Origin of the sequence: Nocardioides ganghwensis, from assembly GCF_014779655.1 — a bacterium.
Lineage (GTDB): Bacteria > Actinomycetota > Actinomycetes > Propionibacteriales > Nocardioidaceae > Nocardioides > Nocardioides ganghwensis.
Genome location: NZ_JACXYX010000002.1, coordinates 16042 through 35663 on the forward strand (window position 1 = coordinate 16042; position 19622 = coordinate 35663).

The following is a 19622-nucleotide window of genomic DNA, read 5'->3' on the forward strand; positions in this document are numbered from 1 at the left end:
AGTCGGTACGCCGGCCGCTCGGCCGGCGTACCGCCCTCAGTCCCAGCTCAACTCTTTCCACGTACTAACGAAGGACAGCAGCCATCGTGCTCGACGTTAACTTCTTCGACCAGCTTCAGATCGGCCTGGCCACCGCGGACGAGATCCGCACGTGGAGCCACGGCGAGGTCAAGAAGCCGGAGACCATCAACTACCGCACGCTCAAGCCCGAGCGTGACGGCCTCTTCTGCGAGAAGATCTTCGGTCCCACCCGGGACTGGGAGTGCTACTGCGGCAAGTACAAGCGCGTGCGCTTCAAGGGCATCATCTGCGAGCGCTGTGGCGTCGAGGTCACCCGCTCCAAGGTCCGCCGCGAGCGGATGGGCCACATCGAGCTCGCCGCTCCCGTGACGCACATCTGGTACTTCAAGGGCGTCCCGTCGCGCCTGGGCTACCTGCTCGACCTGGCTCCGAAGGACCTCGAGAAGGTCATCTACTTCGCGGCCTACATGATCACCTCGGTCGACGAGGACGCGCGTCACCGCGACATGGACTCCCTCGAGAACAAGGTCGGCCTGGAGCGCGAGCGCCTCGAGAAGCGCCGCGACACCTCCGTGGAGGACCGCGCCAAGAAGCTCGAGGAGGACCTCGCCACCCTCGAGGCCGAGGGTGCCAAGGCCGACGCCAAGCGCAAGGTCCGCGACGGTGCCGACCGCGAGATGAACCAGCTCCGTGACCGCGCCAACCGTGAGATCGCGCGGCTCGAGGAGGTCTGGGACACCTTCAAGAACCTCAAGGTCCAGGACCTGCTCGGCGACGAGCTGCTCTACCGCGAGATGAAGACCTGGTTCGGCAAGTACTTCGAGGGCCACATGGGCGCCACGGCGATCCAGAAGCGCCTGCAGGACTTCGACATCGAGGCCGAGGTGGAGTCGCTGCGCGACACCATCGCCAACGGCAAGGGCCAGCGCAAGGTCCGCGCCCTCAAGCGCCTCAAGGTCGTCGACGCCTTCCGCAAGACCGGCAACCAGCCCATCGGCATGGTGCTCGACGCCGTCCCGGTGATCCCGCCGGACCTGCGTCCGATGGTCCAGCTCGACGGTGGCCGCTTCGCCACCTCCGACCTCAACGACCTCTACCGCCGCGTCATCAACCGCAACAACCGCCTCAAGCGGCTGCTCGACCTCGGCGCGCCCGAGATCATCGTCAACAACGAGAAGCGGATGCTGCAGGAGGCCGTCGACAGCCTCTTCGACAACGGTCGTCGCGGACGTCCGGTGACCGGTCCGGGCAACCGCCCGCTCAAGTCGCTGTCCGACATGCTCAAGGGCAAGCAGGGTCGCTTCCGCCAGAACCTGCTCGGCAAGCGCGTCGACTACTCCGGCCGTTCGGTCATCGTGTCGGGTCCGCAGCTCAAGCTCCACCAGTGCGGCCTGCCCAAGCAGATGGCGCTCGAGCTGTTCAAGCCGTTCGTGATGAAGCGCCTCGTCGACCTGTCGCACGCGCAGAACATCAAGTCCGCCAAGCGGATGGTCGAGCGCGCGCGTCCGGTCGTGTGGGACGTCCTCGAAGAGGTCATCACCGAGCACCCCGTGCTGCTCAACCGTGCGCCCACCCTGCACCGCCTCGGCATCCAGGCCTTCGAGCCGCAGCTGATCGAGGGCAAGGCCATCCAGATCCACCCGCTCGTGTGCGGCGCGTTCAACGCCGACTTCGACGGTGACCAGATGGCCGTCCACCTCCCGCTGTCCGCGGAGGCGCAGGCCGAGGCCCGCATCCTGATGCTGTCGACCAACAACATCCTCAAGCCGTCGGACGGCCGTCCGGTGACCATGCCCTCGCAGGACATGATCATCGGCCTGTTCTGGCTGACCACCGACCGAGAGGGCGAGCCCGGCGAGGGTCGCGTCTTCTCCAGCCCGGCCGAGGCGATCATGGCCTTCGACCGCCGCGAGATCACGCTGCAGAGCAAGGTCCGCATCCGCCTCACCGACGTCGTCCCGCCGCTCGACCTCGAGCTCGGTGCCGACTGGGAGGAGCGGACCGCGATCCTGCTCGAGACGACCCTGGGTCGGGTCTACTTCAACGACACCCTCCCGGCGGACTACCCGTTCGTCAACGAGGAGGTCGGCAAGAAGCGCCTCGGCGCGATCGTCAACGACCTCGCCGAGCGCTACACCAAGGTGCAGGTCGCTGCCTCGCTCGACGCCCTCAAGGACGCCGGCTTCCACTGGGCCACGCGCTCGGGTGTGACCGTCTCGATCGACGACGTCACCACGCCCGACAGCAAGGCCGAGATCCTGGGCCGCTACGAGGCGCAGGCGGAGAAGGTCCAGAAGAACTACGAGCGCGGTGTGATGACCGACGACGAGCGTCGTCAGGAGCTCATCGAGCTGTGGACCCAGGCTGCGGCCGAGGTCGGTCGGGCCATGGAGTCGAACTTCGACCGGGCCAACCCGATCTACATGATGGTCGACTCGGGTGCCTCCGGAAACATGAACCAGATCCGGCAGGTCGCGGCCATGCGTGGACTGGTGGCCAACCCGAAGGGCGAGATCATCCCGCGCCCGATCAAGGCCAACTTCCGCGAGGGCCTCACCGTCCTCGAGTACTTCATCGCCACCCACGGTGCCCGCAAGGGTCTCGCCGACACCGCGCTGCGCACCGCCGACTCGGGTTACCTGACCCGTCGTCTGGTGGACGTGTCGCAGGACGTCATCATCCGTGAGGACGACTGCGGCACCGAGCGCGGCCTGCCCAAGCGGATCGACGACGAGCACGTGGAGACCTCGGCGTACGCCCGGGCCTCCGCCGTCGAGATCACCCACCCGGAGACGGGCGAGGTGCTCGCCGCCGCCGGTGAGGACCTCGGCGACGTCAAGATCGGCGAGCTCGTGGCCGCCGGCATCACCGAGGTCAAGGTCCGCTCGGTCCTGACCTGTGACGCCCGCACCGGCACCTGCGCCAAGTGCTACGGCCGCTCGCTGGCCACCGGCAAGCTGGTCGACATCGGTGAGGCGGTCGGCATCATCGCCGCCCAGTCCATCGGTGAGCCCGGCACGCAGCTGACCATGCGTACCTTCCACACCGGTGGTGTGGCCTCCGCCGACGACATCACGCAGGGTCTGCCCCGCGTGGTCGAGCTCTTCGAGGCCCGCTCGCCCAAGGGTCGTACGCCGATCTCGGAGTCCGCCGGTCGCGTGAAGATCGAGGAGACCGACAAGGCCCGCGTCGTCGTGGTCACCCCCGACGACGGGTCCGAGGTCCAGGAGATCCCGGTGTCGAAGCGCTCGCGCCTCAACGTCGAGGACGGCGACCACATCGACGTGGGTCACCACATCACGTCCGGTACGCCCGACCCGCAGGACGTGCTGCGCATCCTCGGTGTCCGCAAGGCCCAGGAGCACCTCGTGGACGAGGTCCAGGAGGTCTACCGCTCGCAGGGCGTGGCGATCCACGACAAGCACATCGAGATCATCGTGCGGCAGATGCTGCGCCGCGTGACGGTCATCGAGTCAGGTGACACCAACCTGCTCCCGTCCGACCTGGTCGACCGGGTGCGGTTCGAGGAGGAGAACCGTCGCGTGGTCTCCGAGGGCGGCAAGCCGGCCTCGGGCCGTCCGGTCCTCATGGGCATCACCAAGGCCTCGCTCGCGACCGAGTCGTGGCTCTCGGCGGCCTCCTTCCAGGAGACCACCCGGGTGCTCACCGACGCCGCGATCAACGGCCGCTCCGACAGCCTCCGCGGCCTGAAGGAGAACGTGATCATCGGAAAGCTCATCCCGGCCGGCACCGGCCTCGAGCGCTACCGCAACATCCGGGTGGAGCCCACCGAGGAGGCGCGCGCCGCGGCCTACTCGGTCACGGGCTACGACTCCTACGACTACGACTTCGGTCCGTCGTCGCAGGCCGTCGCGCTCGACGACTTCGACTTCGGTTCCTACCAGAACTGAGCCTGCGAAGTCCTGGTGCAAGGAACCAGGTTGAGGAGCGTCGACACGGACGGACGCAGTCCGGACGTGTGACGCGTCTCGAAACCGGTTCGAGGTCCTAGCAAGGCCAGCCGAGGCCCCGGCCCCCTGACACGGGGGCCGGGGCCTCGTCGTTCAGGCGGGCTACGGCGCGAGCGCCCGGACCCACCCGGCCAGGGTGCGCTGGACCCGGGCCGCCAGCTCGATGACCGGGTCGGCGGGGTCGGCGCCACCGAGGACCCGCAGCTCCCAGGCGCCGTACCAGGCGACGTAGGCACCCACGAGCACCAGCAGCAGCCCCGAGGCGCGCGGGATCCACCTGCCGGAGCGTCGCAGCCCGGTCACCAGCCCGCGGCGGGCCAGCGCGACAGCCACGGCCGCGACGCCGACCAGCAGGCCCATGCCCACGCTGTACGCGACGAAGAGCCCGACGCCCTCCGCGGTCGAGCCCGAGCGGAAGCTCGTCACCACGATCGCGAGGAACGGCGCGATCGAGCAGGTGAGGCTCGCCGCGGCGTACGACATGCCGAACCCGACCATGGCCGGCACCCGCCGCGTGACCGGCCTGCCGCCTCCGCGTGCCACCTGCAGGCGGGGCAGGTCCCGACCCGCCAGCAGCCACAGGCCCGCCACGGCGACCAGGGCGCCGAACGCGGTGGTGAACCACGGCAGGTACTGCTGCGCCTCTGCCGCGACCGGCGAGACGACCAGGCCGAAGACCCCGAAGACGGCCACGAAGCCAACCGTCATCCACGCGGTGAGCCACAGGGCGCGACCGACCGACCGCGCCGGCCCCGGGGCGTCGTCGCCGAGCACGAGCACCGAGAGGTAGGCCGGGAGCAGCGCGAACCCGCACGGGTTCACCGCCGCCAGCATCCCCGCCGCCACGGCGAGGGTCAGGGTGTCGCCCACGATCAGCCGAGCACGGCCTCGACCTGGGCCGCGAGGTCGTCCTCGCCGCCGTAGCCGGCCTCGAACGCGACCTCGCCGTCGGCGTCGAGGACCACGAAGGAGGACTGCTCGGTGACCCCGAAGCGCCGCCACAGCACGCCGTCGACGTCCTCGAGGTGGGTGATCCCCTCGACGTCGCCCGCGAATCCGGCGATCGCCTCGGCGCTGTCGAGCGAGCCGATGCCCACGACGGCGACCTCGTCGCCGTAGGTGCGGGCGAGCTCCTCGACCTGCGGCACCTGGCCGCGGCAGGTCGGGCACCACGGCGCCCAGAACCACAGCACCGCCGGGCTGCCGGCGAGGGAGGCGCCGTCGAACTCCTCGCCCGCGACGGTCGTGGAGGTGAAGTCGAGCAGCTCGGGGACCGTCGCGTCGGGTTGCTCCGAGTCGTCGGCGGCCCCGGAGTCGCTGGGGGACTCACCGGGGGAGTCGACGGGGGACTCGGGGGAGCTGGACGAGGCGGGCGCGTCGGCGGAGGTGGTCGCCTCGCCGCCGCAGGCAGCGAGAAGGATGGCGAGCGGCGCCACGATGGCTTGCGCGAGGCGTCTCATGGATCCAGCATGCCAGCGCCGTGCACGCGCGCGAGCGGTCCCGGGATTACGGGACGCTTACGGCGCCCACCTAGAATTTGCCCGTGCAGATCCCCACCTCGACCGACGTGCTGGTCGTCGGCGCCGGCCCGGCGGGCTCAGCCGCCGCGGCCTGGGCCGCTCGCGCCGGCCTCGACGTCGTGCTCGCCGACGCGGCGACGTTCCCGCGCGACAAGACCTGCGGGGACGGGCTCACGCCCCGCGCGATCGGGGAGATGCAGAAGCTCGGCCTCGAGGACTGGCTGCGCGCCCACACCGTCAACCAGGGCCTCCGCGCCCACGGGTTCGACCAGACGCTGCTGCTGCCGTGGCCGGGCGGGTCGCTCCCCGACTGGGGATCGGCCGTCGCGCGCACCGAGCTCGACGACCACCTGCGCACGGTGGCGATCAAGAGCGGCGCCCGCGCGATCGACGGCGCCCGTGCGGTCGGCGTACGCCGCGAGGGCGAGCGGGTCGCCGCCGTGGAGTTCCGGGGCGGGGACGGCACCTACGAGATCGCCTGCCAGTGGCTGGTGGTCGCCGACGGCGTGCGTTCCCCGCTGGGCAAGCTGCTGGGGCGCGAGTGGCACCGCGACACCGTGTACGCCGTGGCCGGGCGCTCCTACGTCGACTCCACCGCCTCGGACGACCCGTGGATCAGCTCGCACCTCGAGCTGCGCGACGAGCAGGGCGAGCTGGTGCCGGGCTACGGCTGGATCTTCCCGCTCGGCGACGGCACCGTGAACCTCGGTGCCGGCACGCTGGCGACCAGCAGGCGGCCCGCCGAGGTCGCGATCAAGCCGCTCATGCAGACCTACGCCGACACGATCGGGCCGGACTTCGGGCTGTCGGGCGAGCTGAGGATGCCGACGTCGGCGCTGCTGCCGATGGGTGGGGCCGTGAGCAACGTGGCCGGTCCCAACTGGGCGCTGATCGGCGACGCCGCGGCGTGCGTGAACCCGCTCAACGGCGAGGGCATCGACTACGGCCTCGAGACCGGCCGGTTCGTCGCCGAGCACATCGCCGGCGGCACCGGGCTCGGTGAGGCCTGGCGGGCCACCCTCGTCCAGCACTACGGCGAGTCCTTCTCCATCGCCCGCCGTCTCGCCGGGATCGCCACCCAGCCCCGGGTCGTGGCCGCCCTCGGCCCGGCCGGCATGCGGTCCGACTGGCTGATGACCCTCGCCCTGCGCTGGATGGGCAACCTCGTCGACGACGCCGACCGCGACCGGGCCGCTCGCGTGTGGCGCTGGGCCGGGCGCCGGTCGATGGCCCGCGACGCGCGCCCACCGTTCTCCTGATGCGACCGCGCGCGTGAGCGACGGCCATCCGCCGCTCGTGCGGCGTCGAAGCAGGACCGTGGACAGGACCTCGGACAGCACGGTGCGCGCGGAGCGGACCTACCGGGCTGCCCTGCGGATCGGGCGGGTCGGCCTGCGGGCCCTCGACCTGACCGTCACGGGGACCGGCGCCGAGCACGTCCCCCGGACCGGGCCGGTGGTGCTCGCGGCCACGCACGTGTCCTACCCCGACTTCCTGTTCGTGCAGGGAGCCGTCCGGTCGTCGGGTCGCTTCCTGCGGTTCATGACCCGCCACGACGTCTGGAACGTGCCCGGCGTGGCGCAGGCGATGACGCGGATGCGGCACGTCCCCGTCGACCGGCAGGCACCGGCAGGGGCGTACGTCGCGGCGCGGCGGCTGCTGCGCGAGGGCGAGGCGGTCTGCGCGTTCCCCGAGGCCGGGATCAGCTGGTCCTACACCGTGCGGTCCCTGATGCCCGGCGTGGCCGGCCTGGCCCGCGAGACCGGCGCCCCGGTGGTCCCGGTCGCGATCTGGGGTTCCCAGCGGGTCTGGTCGGTCGGGCTGCCCGACGAGCGGGGCAGGAAGCCACGGCCCGACCTGACCCGCGGGCGGCGGATCGACGTGTCGTTCGGGGAGCCGATGACGGTCGCCCCGGGCGAGGACCTCACCGCGTGGACCCGCCGGCTGGGGGCGGTGCTCACCTCGCAGCTCGAGGAGCTGCAGCAGCTGCCGCACCACGTGCCCACGCCCGGCGAGCACGCGCCGTGGCACCCCGCGCACCTCGGCGGGCACGCACCCACCCGGACCGAGGCGGACCCCTACGACGTCGTGCCCCGGTCGGCGGTCAGGCCGACGTGGGGGCCGAGCTAGCGGAGTCGTCCCGGGGCCGTCGCGCGTCGCGCCGCGCCTCGAGCCAGCCGAGCGGGTTGGTGAACGGCTCCAGCACCCGGCGTACGGGCGGGGAGGCGAGCAGCAGCGTCAGGCCCACTGCCCCCAGCATGGTGAGGACCAGGCCGGTGACGGGGTAGGAGGCGGTGAAGCCGGGCCAGCCGAGCGCCTTGAACGTCTTGATGACGAAGCCATGGAAGAGGTAGACCACCATCGTCGCGGTGCCCATCGTGGTGAACCAGCCCAAGCTGCGCCGCGGCACCAGCGACATCGCCGCGAAGGCGCCGATCAGTCCGACCATCATCACCGTCAGCCGGGTCTGGAAGACGAACTCGTTGTCGATCGGGATCTCGGAGTAGCCGGTGTCGTACCACAGCAGCGCCGACTCCGCCCACGTGTCGGTGTAGAGCGCCATGACCCCGATGCCGACGAGCATCGGCACCGCCGCGACCTTCACCCACACGTCGTCGAGGTGCGCGAGGTGGCGCGGCTTGAGGTGCAGGCCGAGCACGAAGAACGGCAGCAGGCCGAGGAAGCGGGGGATCATCAGGGCCTCGGTGTCCCAGATCCCCCCGACCAGGCTGACGATCACCGACAGCGGCAGGAAGAGCCAGTGCCGCTTGAGGATCGGGGTGACCAGGCGCCACATGAGCAGCACGATGAGGTACCACATGGTCCAGTGCGGCTCGAACCACAGCGGACCGGTCACCCCTTCGTCGACGACCTCGCGGCGGTAGTAGAACAGTGCCGGCTCGAAGAGCAGGTAGGGGATCGCGAGGGTGTAGACCAGGCTCTTCATCCGGCGGCGGTCCCACTCGAAGGACTTCGAGAGGTAGCCGCTGATGAAGACGAACGCCGGGATGTGCCACAGGTAGATGAAGTCGTAGACCCAGTGGCTGCCGGCGGTGTCCTCGACCAGGCCGATGGCGTGCCCGACCACGACGAGGGTGACCAGGACCATCTTGACGTTGTCGAGCCACGGGTCACGGGACGGGGGAGCCACGGCGCTCACGCTACTTCACTAGGTTGGGCGCATGGGATCCCTGCCGAGGCGACAGCGCGTGGCGGCGTACGCCGTCATCCTGCGCGAGCGCGAGGGCCGTGTCGAGATCCTGCTGAGCAGGCTCGCGCCGCGGGTCTCGCGCGCCGAGCTCTGGACGCTGCCGGGCGGCGGCGTCGACCACGGGGAGGACCCGCGCGACGCGCTGATCCGGGAGGTCCACGAGGAGACCGGCCTCGCCGCGACCGTCGGCGACCGGGCCCGCGTCTACAGCGCGCACATGCCCCGGTCCCCGCGTGACGGCCAGCTCGTCGACGCCCACGCGATCCGCCTCGTCTACGAGGGCTGGGTCTCCCCGGACTCGCCGGCGCCGCGGGTGGTCGAGGTCGACGGCTCGACCATCGAGGCCGCGTGGCGCCCGCTCGACGACGTCGCGTCCGGGGCGGTGCCGGTGGCGTCCGTCGTGACCGAGGCCCTCGTCGACCACCAACCGTTCCGCCTGCAGCGCGTCGCGGCGTACGCCCTCGTGACCCGCCGTCGCGGTGGGCAGGAGGAGCTGCTGCTGACCCGCCTGTCGCCGCGCGCCGCGCACCCGGGCAGGTGGACCCTCCCGGGCGGGGGTGTCGACCACGGCGAGCACCCGTCGCTCGCGCTGGCCCGCGAGGTCGAGGAGGAGTGCGGGCTCCCGTGCCGCGTCGGCGAGCTGGTCGGGGTGCACGACACCCACTTCGCCGGGACGGCCCCGTCGGGGCGCATCGAGGACTACCACGGCGTCCACCTGGTCTTCCGCGCCACCGTCGCCGACGGGGAGCCGCGCGTGCTCGAGCAGGACGGCACCACGGACGCCGTCGCCTGGGTGTTGGCGGCCGACATCGGCTCCGGTGAGGTCGACGTGCTGGAGCTGGTCCGCTGGGTCCTCGACCGCGAGGACGTCGCCGCCGAGGAATGAGTGGGCCGCGCCGGTCACTAGGATGGAGGAATGAACCCCCGCCACCGCCGACTCGTGATCCCGGTCGCGCTGGGGGCCCTCATCCTCATCGTCGTCCTCGCAGCCTTCCTGTGAGCCTTCCTGTGAGCCTTCCTGTGAGCGCTGCCGGTGGCTGACGAGCTCGACACCCTCCGCAGGGCGATCCTCGACGCCGACCACCTCGTCCGCGCACTGGCCAGCGGCCGTCGCAAGGGACAGCCGGTGCCACGGGTCGGCGGCCGCGAGGTGCGCCGCGTCGAGGTCCGTGTCGTCGACCTCAAGGCCGGTCGCCACCTGCAGGTGACGTCGTACGACGCGACGCAGGCGCACACCGCGAACCACCCCCTCGGCGAGGCCGCCGAGGCCGCGGTGGACGCACTGCTCGCCGAGCCCTTCGCCAACTGGCACGTCGACACCGTCACCGCGACCCTGCAGCTGCGGGTCACCAAGAAGGGGGTGCCGCTGCTGCACACCTCGGCCCGCGCCGAGGAGGTCGCGCCGGCGCGCGAGCACGACCGGCCCAAGGACCGGCTGCTCGCCGAGGACGACCCGGTCCTGGTCGCGCTGGGCATCAGCGACGCGCAGGGCCGGGTGAAGCCGACGCGGCAGGCCAAGTACCGCCAGGTGGAGGAGTTCGTCCGGCTGCTCGACGCCGGCCTCTCCGACGCGATCGCGCAAGGACGCGTACGCACCCCCACGGCCGAGGAGCCCCTGAGGGTCGTCGACCTCGGGTGCGGCAACGCCTACCTCACCTTCGCCGCCCACGCCCACCTCAGCCGCCGGTGGCCCGTACGGATGACCGGCGTCGACGTGAAGCAGCAGTCCGCGGACCACAACGCGCAGGTCGCCGAGCGGCTCGGCATCGACGCCGACTTCGTGGTCGGCTCGATCGCCGACGCCCAGCTCGAGCTCGCGCCCGACGTGGTGCTCGCCCTCCACGCCTGCGACACCGCGACCGACGACGCGCTCCACCGGGCGCTGGAGTGGCAGGCGCCCCTCGTGCTGGCCGCGCCGTGCTGCCACCACGACATCGCGGCGCAGCTGCGCACCGCCGAGGCGCCCGGCCCCTACGCGATGCTGACCCGCCACGGCATCCTGCGCGAGCGCTTCGCCGACACCCTCACCGACGCGCTGCGCGCCTCGCTGCTGCGCCGCGAGGGCTACCGCGTGGACGTGGTGGAGTTCGTCGAGAGCGCCCACACGCCCCGCAACACCCTCCTGCGGGCCGTCCGGACCGGTGCCGACGGCGCGGGCGCGTCCCGCGAGTACGACGAGCTGCTCGCCGCGTGGGGCGTACGGCCCAGGCTGGGCGAGCTGCTCGGCGGCTGAGGCACCACCACCGTCACGCGGCTACGGTGGCGACGTGCGAGCGGGACGGGTGGCGGTCGGCGCGTCGGTCGGAGTGGCCGTCGCCCTGCCCTTCCTGCTGGGCGCGGCCGCGGGGGCACCCGACCCGGCCGGCACCCCGGTCCTCCGCTTCGGTGACCCCGACATCGTCGAGTCCAGCGGGCTGGCCTTCACCGCCACCGCGCGGGGCGGGCTCGTGCACACCGTCAACGACTCCGGCGACTCCGGACGCGTGTTCACCGTCGACACCGCCACCGGCAGCACGGTCGGCGTGACGTCCTGGGACGCCGACCCGCTCGACGTCGAGGCGCTCGCCCCGGCCGGGCGCGGGCACGTGTGGGTGGCCGACATCGGCGACAACCGGCGGGTGCGCGACTCCGTGGCGGTGCTGCGCGTCCCGGTCGGGCCGGGCGAGCGGACCGTCACGCCGGAGGCGTACGAGCTCGTCTACCCCGACGGCCCGCGCGACGCCGAGGCGCTGCTCGCCGACCCGCTGACCGGGCGGCTGCACGTGGTCACCAAGGGCGTCTTCGCCGGGACCGTGTACGCCGCCCCGACGCGGCTGCGCGCCGACCGGCCCCACCGGCTGGTCGAGGTCGCCGAGGCGCCCGGCATCGTCACCGACGCGACGTTCCTGCCCGGTGGCGGAGGCGTCGTGATGCGCACCTACTCGACGGCCCACCTCACGGCGTACCCGTCGTGGCAGCCCGTGGCGTCGTGGGAGCTGCCTCCGCAGGACCAGGGCGAGGGGGTCGCGTACGCCGCGGGTCAGGTGCTGGTCAGCACCGAGGGCGCGCGGTCGGAGGTGCTCGCCGTGGACCTGCCGCCGCAGGCAGGCCCGACCGACCTGGCGGGTCCGGCCTGGACCGCGCTGCGCTGGCTCGCCGTCGCGAGGGGCGTGCCGCTCTAGTCCTCGGCCAGCGCTGCGTCGAGCGCTGCCTGCACGTGCAGCGTCGTGCACGGGAACACGGGCAGCTCGACGTCGGCCTGCTTGACCAGCAGCTCGAGCTCGGTGCAGCCGAGCAGCACGCCCCCGGCCCCGGCGTCCCACAGCTCCTCGATGATCGACACCACCCGGTTGCGCGTGCGGGGAAGCACCACGCCGTGCACGAGCTCCTCGTAGATCGCGTCGTTGAGGAAGTCGTGGTGCGAGGCGTCGGGCACCAGGACCGACAGGCCATGGCTCTCGAGCCGGTCGACGAAGAACGACTCCGACATCGCGACCTTGGTGCCGATCAGCCCGACCTTCTCCACGCCGGCGGCCTTGACGGCCTCGGCGACGACGTCGGCCAGGTGCAGCACGGGGATGCCGACCGCCTCCTCCACCTGGTCGGCCACCTTGTGGAAGGTCGTCGTGCACAGCAGCAGGAAGTCCGCGCCGGCGCGCTCGACGCGGCGCGCGGCGTCGGCGAGCAGGAGCCCGACCTGGTCCCAGCGCTCGTCGTCCTCGAGGTGGGTGACCTCCGCGAAGTCGACGGTGGTGAGTGCCAGCTTGGGCGAGGACAGCCCGCCGAGCCGCTCCCGCATCCCGAGGTTGAGGTCGCGGTAGTAGACCGCGCTGCTCTCCCAGCTCATGCCGCCGACGAGTCCGATGGTCTTCACGCGCGGCAGTCTGCCATCTCTCACGTCCGGTGCACCTTGTGTGCCGCAGCCTGGGCACGCGGCTTGATCACCAGCTCGTCGATGTCGACGTGGGAGGGCCGGGTGGCGACCCATGCGATCGCGTCGGCCACGTCCTCGGCGAGCAGCGGCTGGTCCACCCCGGCGTACACCGCCTCGGCACGCTCGCGGTCCCCGCCGAAGCGCACGAGGGCGAACTCGTCGGTGCGCACCATGCCGGGTGCCACCTCGCTGATCCGGATCGGCTCACCGTTGAGCTCGAGGCGCAGCGTCTGGGTGACGACCTTCACGGCGTGCTTGGCGGCGGTGTAGCCGCCGCCCCCTTCATAGGCCCAGCGTCCCGCCGTCGAGCCGACGTTGACGACGACCCCGTCGCCGCTGGCGCGCAGCGCCGGGAGGAGCGCCTTGGTCACCCGCACCAGGCCGAGGACGTTGATGTCGTACATGTGCCGCCAGGCCTCGACGTCGGCCTGGTCGACGCGGTCGACGCCGACGGCACCCCCGGCGTTGTTGACCAGCACGTCGCAGGTGGGGACCGCCGCGGCCAGCGCGGCCACCGAGCCTGCGTCGGTGATGTCGCAGGTGACGGCCACGCCGCTGATCTCCGCGGCGAGCGCCTCGATGCGCTCGGTGCGCCGGGCGGCGCACACGACCCGGAACCCCTGCGCGGCGAGCGCGCGGGCGGTCGCGGCGCCGATGCCGCTGGAGGCGCCGGTGACGACGGCCGTGCGGGACTGGGTGCTGTCATCGCTCATGCCGCCATCCTGCCAAGATGGGCCAGTGATCATCGCGGCGGCTGACGGTTCGGCACTCGGCAACCCCGGCCCCGCGGGGTGGGCGTGGTACGTCGACGACGACTGCTGGGCCTCCGGCGGGTGGCCCCACGGCACCAACAACATGGGCGAGCTGATGGCGGTGCTCGACCTCCTCCAGCAGACCGCCCACCTCGACGACGAGCTGCGGGTCTTCTGCGACAGCAAGTACGTCATCGACTCGGTCACCAAGTGGATGCCGGGGTGGAAGCGCAAGGGCTGGAAGAAGAGCGACGGCAAGCCCGTCCTCAACGTCGAGCTGATGAAGGCGATCGACGCGGCCATGGAGGGCCGGCGCCACCGCGTCCACTTCGAGTGGGTGAAGGGCCACGCCGGCCACGAGCTCAACGAGGCGGCCGACAGGCGCGCCAACGCAGCGGCCGTGGCCTACCAGCGCGGCGTGGAGCCCGACCCCGGCCCGGGCTTCAGCGGCAGCACGACCGCCCACCCTGCGGCCGAGGTCGGTCAGGTCGAGCCCGAGCCCGATCTCTTCTCGGGCCTCGCCGCGGACGACCTGGACGTCGCGCCCACCGACGAGGAGCACGTGGTCGCGATGGAGCGCGCCCTGCTGAGCGACGAGGTGCGCTCGGACCGCGCCGCGGTCGCCGCCCTCCTGCACCCCGACTGGCAGGAGGTGGGCCGCTCCGGCCGGCTGTGGACCCGCGAGGAGACCCTCGACGTGATCGGTCCGATCGAGCCGGTGCACTTCGAGGTCGTCTCCACCGCCCGCCTCGGCCCCGACACGATCCTGCTGCTGTGGCGTACGTCCACCGACGAGCGCTCCACCCTGCGCAGCACCCTGTGGGTGCGCTCGGGCGGGCAGTGGCAGGCCCGGTTCCACCAGGGCACCGACGAGCCCTGATCCAGCCCGCAGGGGTGTGGCGTGGCACACTCTCGGGGTGTTTCCCGCAAGGCTGGCAGCCGTCCTCTCCCTCCTGGGTGGCGCGCTGTGGATCGTCCACGCGCTGCTCGGCGGCGGCAGCGACCCGCTCGCGAGCACCCTCCACTTCGTCGGCCTCGCGTGCCTGCTCGCGGCGTCGGCCGTCTTCGGCGCCACGCTGGTCAAGAGCGACGCCGTGGCGATGCGGGTGGTGGTCGCGCTCGCGTCCGGGCTGCTCACGCTGTCGCTGATCGAGGCGTTCCGGCCCGCCGACACCCCCTGGTACGACGGGTTCTGGGGCGTGGTCGCCGCGCTGATCGGCGGCATCTCGCTGCTGCGTGGTCGGGGCAACGCCTCCGGGCGGCCGTCGGCCGGCGCGCACGCCCGCTGACCCGCCCCGCGGGAGGGTGTGTCGAAGGTCGCGGGAATCTCCGGGCTGCCCGTGAGGTTGTGCCCTGAGTGCCCGGATCGGGTGCCGTGACCTTTCGAGACATCCCAGGAGGCAGCGTGGGCCAGCGGGTGGCGATGATCAGCCTGCACACCTCACCCCTGGACCAGCCCGGCACGGGTGACGCGGGTGGGATGAACGTCTACGTCATCGAGCTCTCCCGGCGCCTCGCCGCGCAGGGCATCGCGGTCGACGTCTTCACCCGCGCCACCTCCTCGAGCCTGCCGCAGGTGGTCGAGGCCGCCGACGGCGTGCTCGTGCGCCACGTCGCGGCCGGCCCGTTCGAGGGGCTCGCCAAGGGTGAGCTGCCCGGCCAGCTCTGCACCTTCGCGCGGGAGGTGCTGCGCACCGAGGCGATGCAGCCGCTGGGCCACTACGACGCCGTCCACTCCCACTACTGGCTCTCCGGTCAGGTCGGCGCGCTGGCCCGCGACCGCTGGAACGTGCCGCTCGTGCACTCCATGCACACGATGGCCAAGGTCAAGAACGAGGCGTTGGCCGACGGCGACACCCCCGAGCCCCTCTCCCGGGTCATCGGCGAGGAGCAGGTCGTCGAGGCCGCGGACCTGCTCGTGGCCAACACCGACACCGAGGCACGCCAGCTCGTCGACCTCTACGGCGCGAGCCCCGACGCGGTGGAGGTCATCCACCCCGGCGTCGACCTGTCCGTCTTCGCCCCGCGCGGCAGGGCCGAGGCCCGCCGGGAGCTCGGCCTGCCCGAGGACGCGGCGGTGCTCCTCTTCGCCGGCCGGATCCAGCCGCTCAAGGCGCCCGACGTGCTGCTGCGGGCCGTCGGGGTGCTGCTCGAGCAGGACCCGACCCTGCGCCACCGGCTCGTCGTGCCGGTCGTCGGCGGGCCGTCCGGGTCGGGCCTGGAGCATCCCACCGCGCTGGCGGACCTCGCCGACGACCTCGGCATCGCCGACGTCGTCCGGTTCGTCCCGCCGGTCACCCAGGCCGAGCTGGCCGTGTGGTCGTCGGCCGCCACGGCCGTCGCGGTGCCGTCCTACAACGAGAGCTTCGGCCTCGTCGCCGTCGAGGCGCAGGCGACCGGCACCCCCGTCGTCGCCGCGGCCGTCGGTGGACTGACGACGGTCGTGCGCGACGGCGTGAGCGGACTGCTCGTCGACACCCACGACCCCCGCGACTGGGCCGCCACGCTGCGCCGCCTGGTCGACGACCCGGCGCTCGTCGAGCGGCTCGGGCGCGGTGCCGTCGCCCACGCGCAGGACTTCTCCTGGGAGCGCACGGCCGAGCGCACCCTCGAGGCGTACGAGCGGGCCGGCAGCCGCATGCATGCTGTGATGGCGTCATGACCTCCACGGCCGTCGAGACCCTCCGCACCTACCTCGCCGACAACGAGATCGAGCACGAGGAGACGACCCGCGAGGGCGTCGAGGGGGCCAGCTTCTCGCTGACCCTGCCGGGGGAGAAGAAGCTCCAGACGCCCGTACGCCTCGACGTCGGCGCGCACGCGCTCGCCGTCCACGCGTTCGTCTGCCGCAACCCCGACGAGAACCACGCCCGGGTGCACCGGTGGCTGCTCGAGCGCAACCTGCGGATGTACGCCGTCTCGTTCGCCGTGGACCGGCACGGCGACATCTACCTCGAGGCCCGCCTGCCGCTCGCGTCGGTCGAGCCCGACGAGCTCGACCGCATCCTCGGCTCCGTGCTGGCCAACGCCGACGAGTCCTTCAACGCGATCCTCGAGCTCGGCTTCGCCTCCTCCATCCGCAAGGAGTGGGAGTGGCGCATCTCGCGCGGGGAGTCCACCCGCAACCTCGAGGCCTTCCGAGGCTGGCTCGAGGCGGGGACCGACCCGCAGCCGTCCGCCTAGCGCGCCGCCCGCGGCCTGCGCCGCGTCATCAGCACGCCCACGATCGCGAGCGCGCCGCCGACGAAGGTCAGGGAAGGCGGCACCTCGTCGATGGTCAGCCACGCGACGAGCGTCGCGATCAGCGGCACGAGGAACGTGGTGAGCGACAGCGCGCCCGCGTCGGTGTGGCTCAGTGCGTAGGCCCACGTCGTGAAGGCGACCGCGGTCGGGAAGACACCGAGGTAGACGATCCACCAGAGCTCGGCGCCGCCGTCGGCGACGATCCCCGGGAGGTCACCGGAGAACGGCAGGCAGGTCACCGCTCCCATCAGGAACGACACCAGGACGACCTGGACCGACGGGATGCGGCGCAGCAGCACCTTCTGGGTGAGCACCCCGACGGCGTACATGGCGGCCGCGACGAGGACGAGCAGCACGCCGGCCAGGCTCGCGTCGGCCGAGGTGGAGGAGCCGCGCGCGATCACCGCGACGCCGGCGAAGCCGACGACCATGCCGCCCAGGAGCCACGCGTGCAGCCGCTCGCCGAAGAGCGGCACGGCCAGCAGCGCCACGATCACGGGACCGATCTGGATGATCATCGCCGCGGTGCCGGCGTCGACGTGGCGCTCACCCGCGTTGAGGGCGAGGTTGTAGATGCCGAACCAGCCGATCCCGCCGACGGTCAGCAGCGTCCACTCGCGCCGGGTGGGGCGCACCCAGCCGCGGCGCAGGACCAGCGGCAGCACGACCAGGGCCGCCACCAGCAGGCGGCCGGAGCCGAGGGCCCCCGGGCTGACGTCGTGGGCGACGTGGCGGATCACCACGAACGCCGAGGCCCACATGACCAGCGTGACCGCTCCGGCCGCGACGGGCAGCCAGGGCGCGGGAGTGGTGCCGGTCCCGGTGCTCCCGGTGGTGCTCCCGGTGGTGGTCCCGGCGGGCGGTGGGGTGGTCTGGCTGGCGGCGGTCACGAGTCAAGGCTAGGTACGGTCATGACGACCCGCCAGCGCATTTCGGACGCCGCACGCCGACATCCCGCCGGTCAGGATCACCGGTCACCCGGTGGTTCGTGAGCTTCTCGCCCGTTGCAACGGGCGAGAAGCTCGGCAACCACCGGCTGGCCGGTGGTTGCCACAGGACTCACAGATCCAATTTGTAGCCGAGCCCGCGCACCGTGACGAGGTACTTGGGCTCGCTCGGGTCGGGCTCGAGCTTGGCGCGCAGCCGCTTGACGTGGACGTCGAGGGTCTTGGTGTCGCCGACGTAGTCGGAGCCCCACACGCGGTCGATGAGCTGGCCGCGGGTGAGCACCCGGCCGGGGTTGCGCAGGAACATCTCGAGGAGCTCGAACTCCTTGAGCGGCAGCCGCTGCTCGGTGCCGTCGACGGTGACGACGTGGCGCTCGACGTCCATCCGGACCGGGCCGGCCTCGAGGGTGTCGGGGGCCAGGTCGGGCTCGTGGCCGCGCCTCAGGACGGCGCGGATCCGGGCGACCAGCTCGCGGGGGGAGTAGGGCTTGGTGACGTAGTCGTCGGCGCCGAGCTCGAGGCCCACGACCTTGTCGACCTCGTCGTCCTTGGCGCTGACCATGATGACCGGGACCGAGGAGGTCTGCCGGATCTGCCGGCACACCTCGGTGCCCGGCACGCCGGGGAGCATCAGGTCGAGGAGGACGATGTCGGGTCCGAAGCGGTCGAACTCGGTGAGGGCGGTGGTGCCGTCGGCGGCGATCGCCACCTCGTACCCCTCCTTGCGGAGCATGTAGGCGAGCGCGTCGCTGTAGCTCTCTTCGTCCTCGACGACGAGTACGCGGGTCATGTGGTGGTCTCCTGCTGTGTTCTGGGGGGTATGGGTGCGGTGCCGCTCGCGGGCCGCTCGGGGGCGACGACCTCGACCGGGGTGGTCGTCTGTCCCGAGCCCTGGCCGGGCTCGGCGTGGTGGGGGAGGGTGAGGGTGAAGGTGGAGCCCTGGCCCTGCACCGACCAGACGGAGATGTCGCCGCCGTGCGTCGCCGCGACGTGCTTGACGATGGACAGGCCCAGGCCGGTGCCGCCGGTGGAGCGGTGCCGCGCGGGGTCGACCCGGTAGAACCGCTCGAAGATGCGGTCGATGTCCTCGGCGGGGATGCCGATGCCCTGGTCGACCACGGAGATCTGCACCTTCGCGCCCTCCGCGCGGGTGGTGACGACGACCCGGGAGCCCTCGTTGGAGTAGGCGACGGCGTTGGCGACGAGGTTGCTGATCGCCGCGCCGATCTGCTCCTGGGAGCCGAAGACCTCCAGGCCGGGCTCGCCGCGCGAGTCGACGACGATGTTCTTGGCCGCCGCCTCCATGGCGCTGGTGTCCACCGCGGTCGCGACCGCGGCGTCGATGTCGACCATCACGGGGGTCTCGAGCGGGTCGTTGCCCTGCAGGCGGGAGAGCTCGATGATCTGCTGGACGAGCTTGGAGAGCCGGTCGCTCTCGGTGAGCATCCGGCCGGCGAAGCGCTGCACGGCCTCCGGGTCGTCGGCGGCGTCGGTGACGGCCTCGGCGAGCAGCCGGATGGCGCCGACCGGGGTCTTGAGCTCGTGGCTGACGTTGGCGACGAAGTCGCGCCGCACCGCCTCGACGCGCCGCTCTCGGGTCCGGTCCTCGACGAGGGCCAGCACCAGCCGGGCTCCGAGCGGGGCCACGCGCGCGGTGAGCGTACGGGTGAAGCCGGCGTCGGGCGCGGGCAGGTCGATGTCGCGCTCGCGGATCTGGCCGTCGCGCCGCACCTGGGCGATCAGGTCGACCAGCTCCGGCACCAGCACCGCGTCGCCGCGCACCAGGCCGAACGCGTACGCCGGGGCGGACGCCTTGCGCACGTGGTCGGTCTCGTCGACGACGACCGCGCTGGAGCGCAGGATGCTCAGGACCGCGGCGACGCCCGCCTGCACGACCGGCTCCTCGACCTCAGGCAGCGTGTGGCGCTGGCGGTCGCTGATGTGCCACGCGAGCACGGCGCCTCCAGCGACGACGGCCCCGATGACCGCCGCGAGGGCGGCCTGCATCGTCGGATCCACGCTCTCATCGTACGCATCGCGCACC

Annotated in this window: 18 protein-coding genes; 10 read left to right on the forward strand and 8 right to left on the reverse strand. The window is 72.2% G+C overall.

Annotation, left to right across the window (positions count from 1 at the left end; translation table 11 throughout):
- Window positions 1-86: 86 nt before the first annotated feature.
- Entirely contained in the window at window positions 87-3932 is a 3846-nt protein-coding gene (locus IEZ24_RS02315) for a DNA-directed RNA polymerase subunit beta' (RefSeq protein ID WP_129453260.1), read from the forward strand.
- A gap of 162 nt (window positions 3933-4094) precedes the next feature.
- Here IEZ24_RS02315 and IEZ24_RS02320 read toward each other — a convergent pair whose 3' ends face one another.
- Both IEZ24_RS02320 and IEZ24_RS02325 read right to left on the reverse strand, forming a co-directional pair.
- Window positions 4095-4862 carry a cytochrome c biogenesis CcdA family protein gene (locus IEZ24_RS02320; protein ID WP_242498353.1) on the reverse strand — a complete coding sequence of 256 codons (768 nt, stop codon included), beginning with the start codon at window positions 4860-4862 and terminating at the stop codon, window positions 4095-4097.
- Window positions 4863-4864: 2 nt separating this feature from the next.
- Entirely contained in the window at window positions 4865-5452 is a 588-nt protein-coding gene (locus IEZ24_RS02325) for a TlpA family protein disulfide reductase (protein WP_129453261.1), read from the reverse strand.
- A gap of 83 nt (window positions 5453-5535) precedes the next feature.
- Here IEZ24_RS02325 and IEZ24_RS02330 point away from each other — a divergent pair, with 83 nt between their 5' ends.
- Both IEZ24_RS02330 and IEZ24_RS02335 read left to right on the forward strand, forming a co-directional pair.
- The gene (locus IEZ24_RS02330) at window positions 5536-6771 is read left to right on the forward strand and encodes a geranylgeranyl reductase family protein (protein ID WP_129453262.1); all 1236 of its coding nucleotides are present in this window, start codon (window positions 5536-5538) and stop codon (window positions 6769-6771) included.
- A gap of 58 nt (window positions 6772-6829) precedes the next feature.
- Window positions 6830-7642, forward strand: a complete 813-nt coding sequence (locus IEZ24_RS02335; protein ID WP_165355948.1) for a lysophospholipid acyltransferase family protein — start codon at window positions 6830-6832, stop codon at window positions 7640-7642.
- Here the strand turns inward: IEZ24_RS02335 and IEZ24_RS02340 are convergent.
- The gene (locus IEZ24_RS02340; RefSeq protein WP_129453264.1) at window positions 7617-8663 is read right to left on the reverse strand and encodes an acyltransferase family protein; all 1047 of its coding nucleotides are present in this window, start codon (window positions 8661-8663) and stop codon (window positions 7617-7619) included. The two genes, IEZ24_RS02335 and IEZ24_RS02340, sit on opposite strands and share 26 nt — an antisense overlap.
- A 31-nt stretch (window positions 8664-8694) precedes the next feature.
- On the opposite strand from IEZ24_RS02340, the gene IEZ24_RS02345 reads away from it, so the two are divergent.
- The 3 genes from IEZ24_RS02345 to IEZ24_RS02355 all read left to right on the forward strand — a co-directional run bounded on the left by IEZ24_RS02345 (window position 8695) and on the right by IEZ24_RS02355 (window position 11884).
- Window positions 8695-9609 carry an NUDIX domain-containing protein gene (locus IEZ24_RS02345; protein ID WP_129453265.1) on the forward strand — a complete coding sequence of 305 codons (915 nt, stop codon included), beginning with the start codon at window positions 8695-8697 and terminating at the stop codon, window positions 9607-9609.
- A 147-nt stretch (window positions 9610-9756) separates the two neighbouring features.
- Window positions 9757-10956 (forward strand): SAM-dependent methyltransferase, encoded by a 1200-nt coding sequence (locus IEZ24_RS02350; protein WP_242498354.1) that lies wholly within the window; start codon window positions 9757-9759, stop codon window positions 10954-10956.
- 34 nt (window positions 10957-10990) lie between these two features.
- A complete protein-coding gene (locus IEZ24_RS02355; RefSeq protein WP_129453267.1) occupies window positions 10991-11884 on the forward strand; it encodes a WD40 repeat domain-containing protein in 894 nt (297 codons plus the stop codon).
- Here the strand turns inward: IEZ24_RS02355 and IEZ24_RS02360 are convergent.
- Both IEZ24_RS02360 and IEZ24_RS02365 read right to left on the reverse strand, forming a co-directional pair.
- Complete coding sequence (locus IEZ24_RS02360) at window positions 11881-12576, reverse strand: aspartate/glutamate racemase family protein (protein ID WP_129453268.1); 696 nt, start codon at window positions 12574-12576, stop codon at window positions 11881-11883. The genes IEZ24_RS02355 and IEZ24_RS02360 overlap by 4 nt on opposite strands.
- Before the next feature lie 20 nt (window positions 12577-12596).
- Window positions 12597-13349, reverse strand: a complete 753-nt coding sequence (locus IEZ24_RS02365) for an SDR family NAD(P)-dependent oxidoreductase (protein ID WP_129453269.1) — start codon at window positions 13347-13349, stop codon at window positions 12597-12599.
- A gap of 25 nt (window positions 13350-13374) precedes the next feature.
- On the opposite strand from IEZ24_RS02365, the gene IEZ24_RS02370 reads away from it, so the two are divergent.
- The 4 genes from IEZ24_RS02370 to IEZ24_RS02385 all read left to right on the forward strand — a co-directional run bounded on the left by IEZ24_RS02370 (window position 13375) and on the right by IEZ24_RS02385 (window position 16571).
- Window positions 13375-14268, forward strand: a complete 894-nt coding sequence (locus IEZ24_RS02370; RefSeq protein ID WP_207206677.1) for an RNase H family protein — start codon at window positions 13375-13377, stop codon at window positions 14266-14268.
- Window positions 14269-14305: 37 nt separating this feature from the next.
- Window positions 14306-14677: a hypothetical protein gene (locus IEZ24_RS02375; protein ID WP_129453271.1), complete on the forward strand. Its 372-nt coding sequence runs from the start codon at window positions 14306-14308 to the stop codon at window positions 14675-14677.
- 116 nt (window positions 14678-14793) lie between these two features.
- Entirely contained in the window at window positions 14794-16050 is a 1257-nt protein-coding gene (gene mshA / locus IEZ24_RS02380; RefSeq protein ID WP_242498355.1) for a D-inositol-3-phosphate glycosyltransferase, read from the forward strand.
- Window positions 16047-16571 (forward strand): type III secretion system chaperone family protein, encoded by a 525-nt coding sequence (locus tag IEZ24_RS02385; protein ID WP_129453272.1) that lies wholly within the window; start codon window positions 16047-16049, stop codon window positions 16569-16571. Before mshA ends, IEZ24_RS02385 begins: the two co-directional genes overlap by 4 nt.
- Here IEZ24_RS02385 and IEZ24_RS02390 read toward each other — a convergent pair.
- The 3 genes from IEZ24_RS02390 to IEZ24_RS02400 all read right to left on the reverse strand — a co-directional run bounded on the left by IEZ24_RS02390 (window position 16568) and on the right by IEZ24_RS02400 (window position 19597).
- On the reverse strand, window positions 16568-17521 hold the full coding sequence (locus IEZ24_RS02390; RefSeq protein WP_242498356.1) for a DMT family transporter: 954 nt from the start codon (window positions 17519-17521) through the stop codon (window positions 16568-16570). The two genes, IEZ24_RS02385 and IEZ24_RS02390, sit on opposite strands and share 4 nt — an antisense overlap.
- Window positions 17522-17690: 169 nt before the next feature.
- Complete coding sequence (locus tag IEZ24_RS02395) at window positions 17691-18368, reverse strand: response regulator transcription factor (protein WP_129453273.1); 678 nt, start codon at window positions 18366-18368, stop codon at window positions 17691-17693.
- Window positions 18365-19597 (reverse strand): sensor histidine kinase, encoded by a 1233-nt coding sequence (locus IEZ24_RS02400; protein WP_129453274.1) that lies wholly within the window; start codon window positions 19595-19597, stop codon window positions 18365-18367. Before IEZ24_RS02400 ends, IEZ24_RS02395 begins: the two co-directional genes overlap by 4 nt.
- Window positions 19598-19622: the final 25 nt, after the last annotated feature.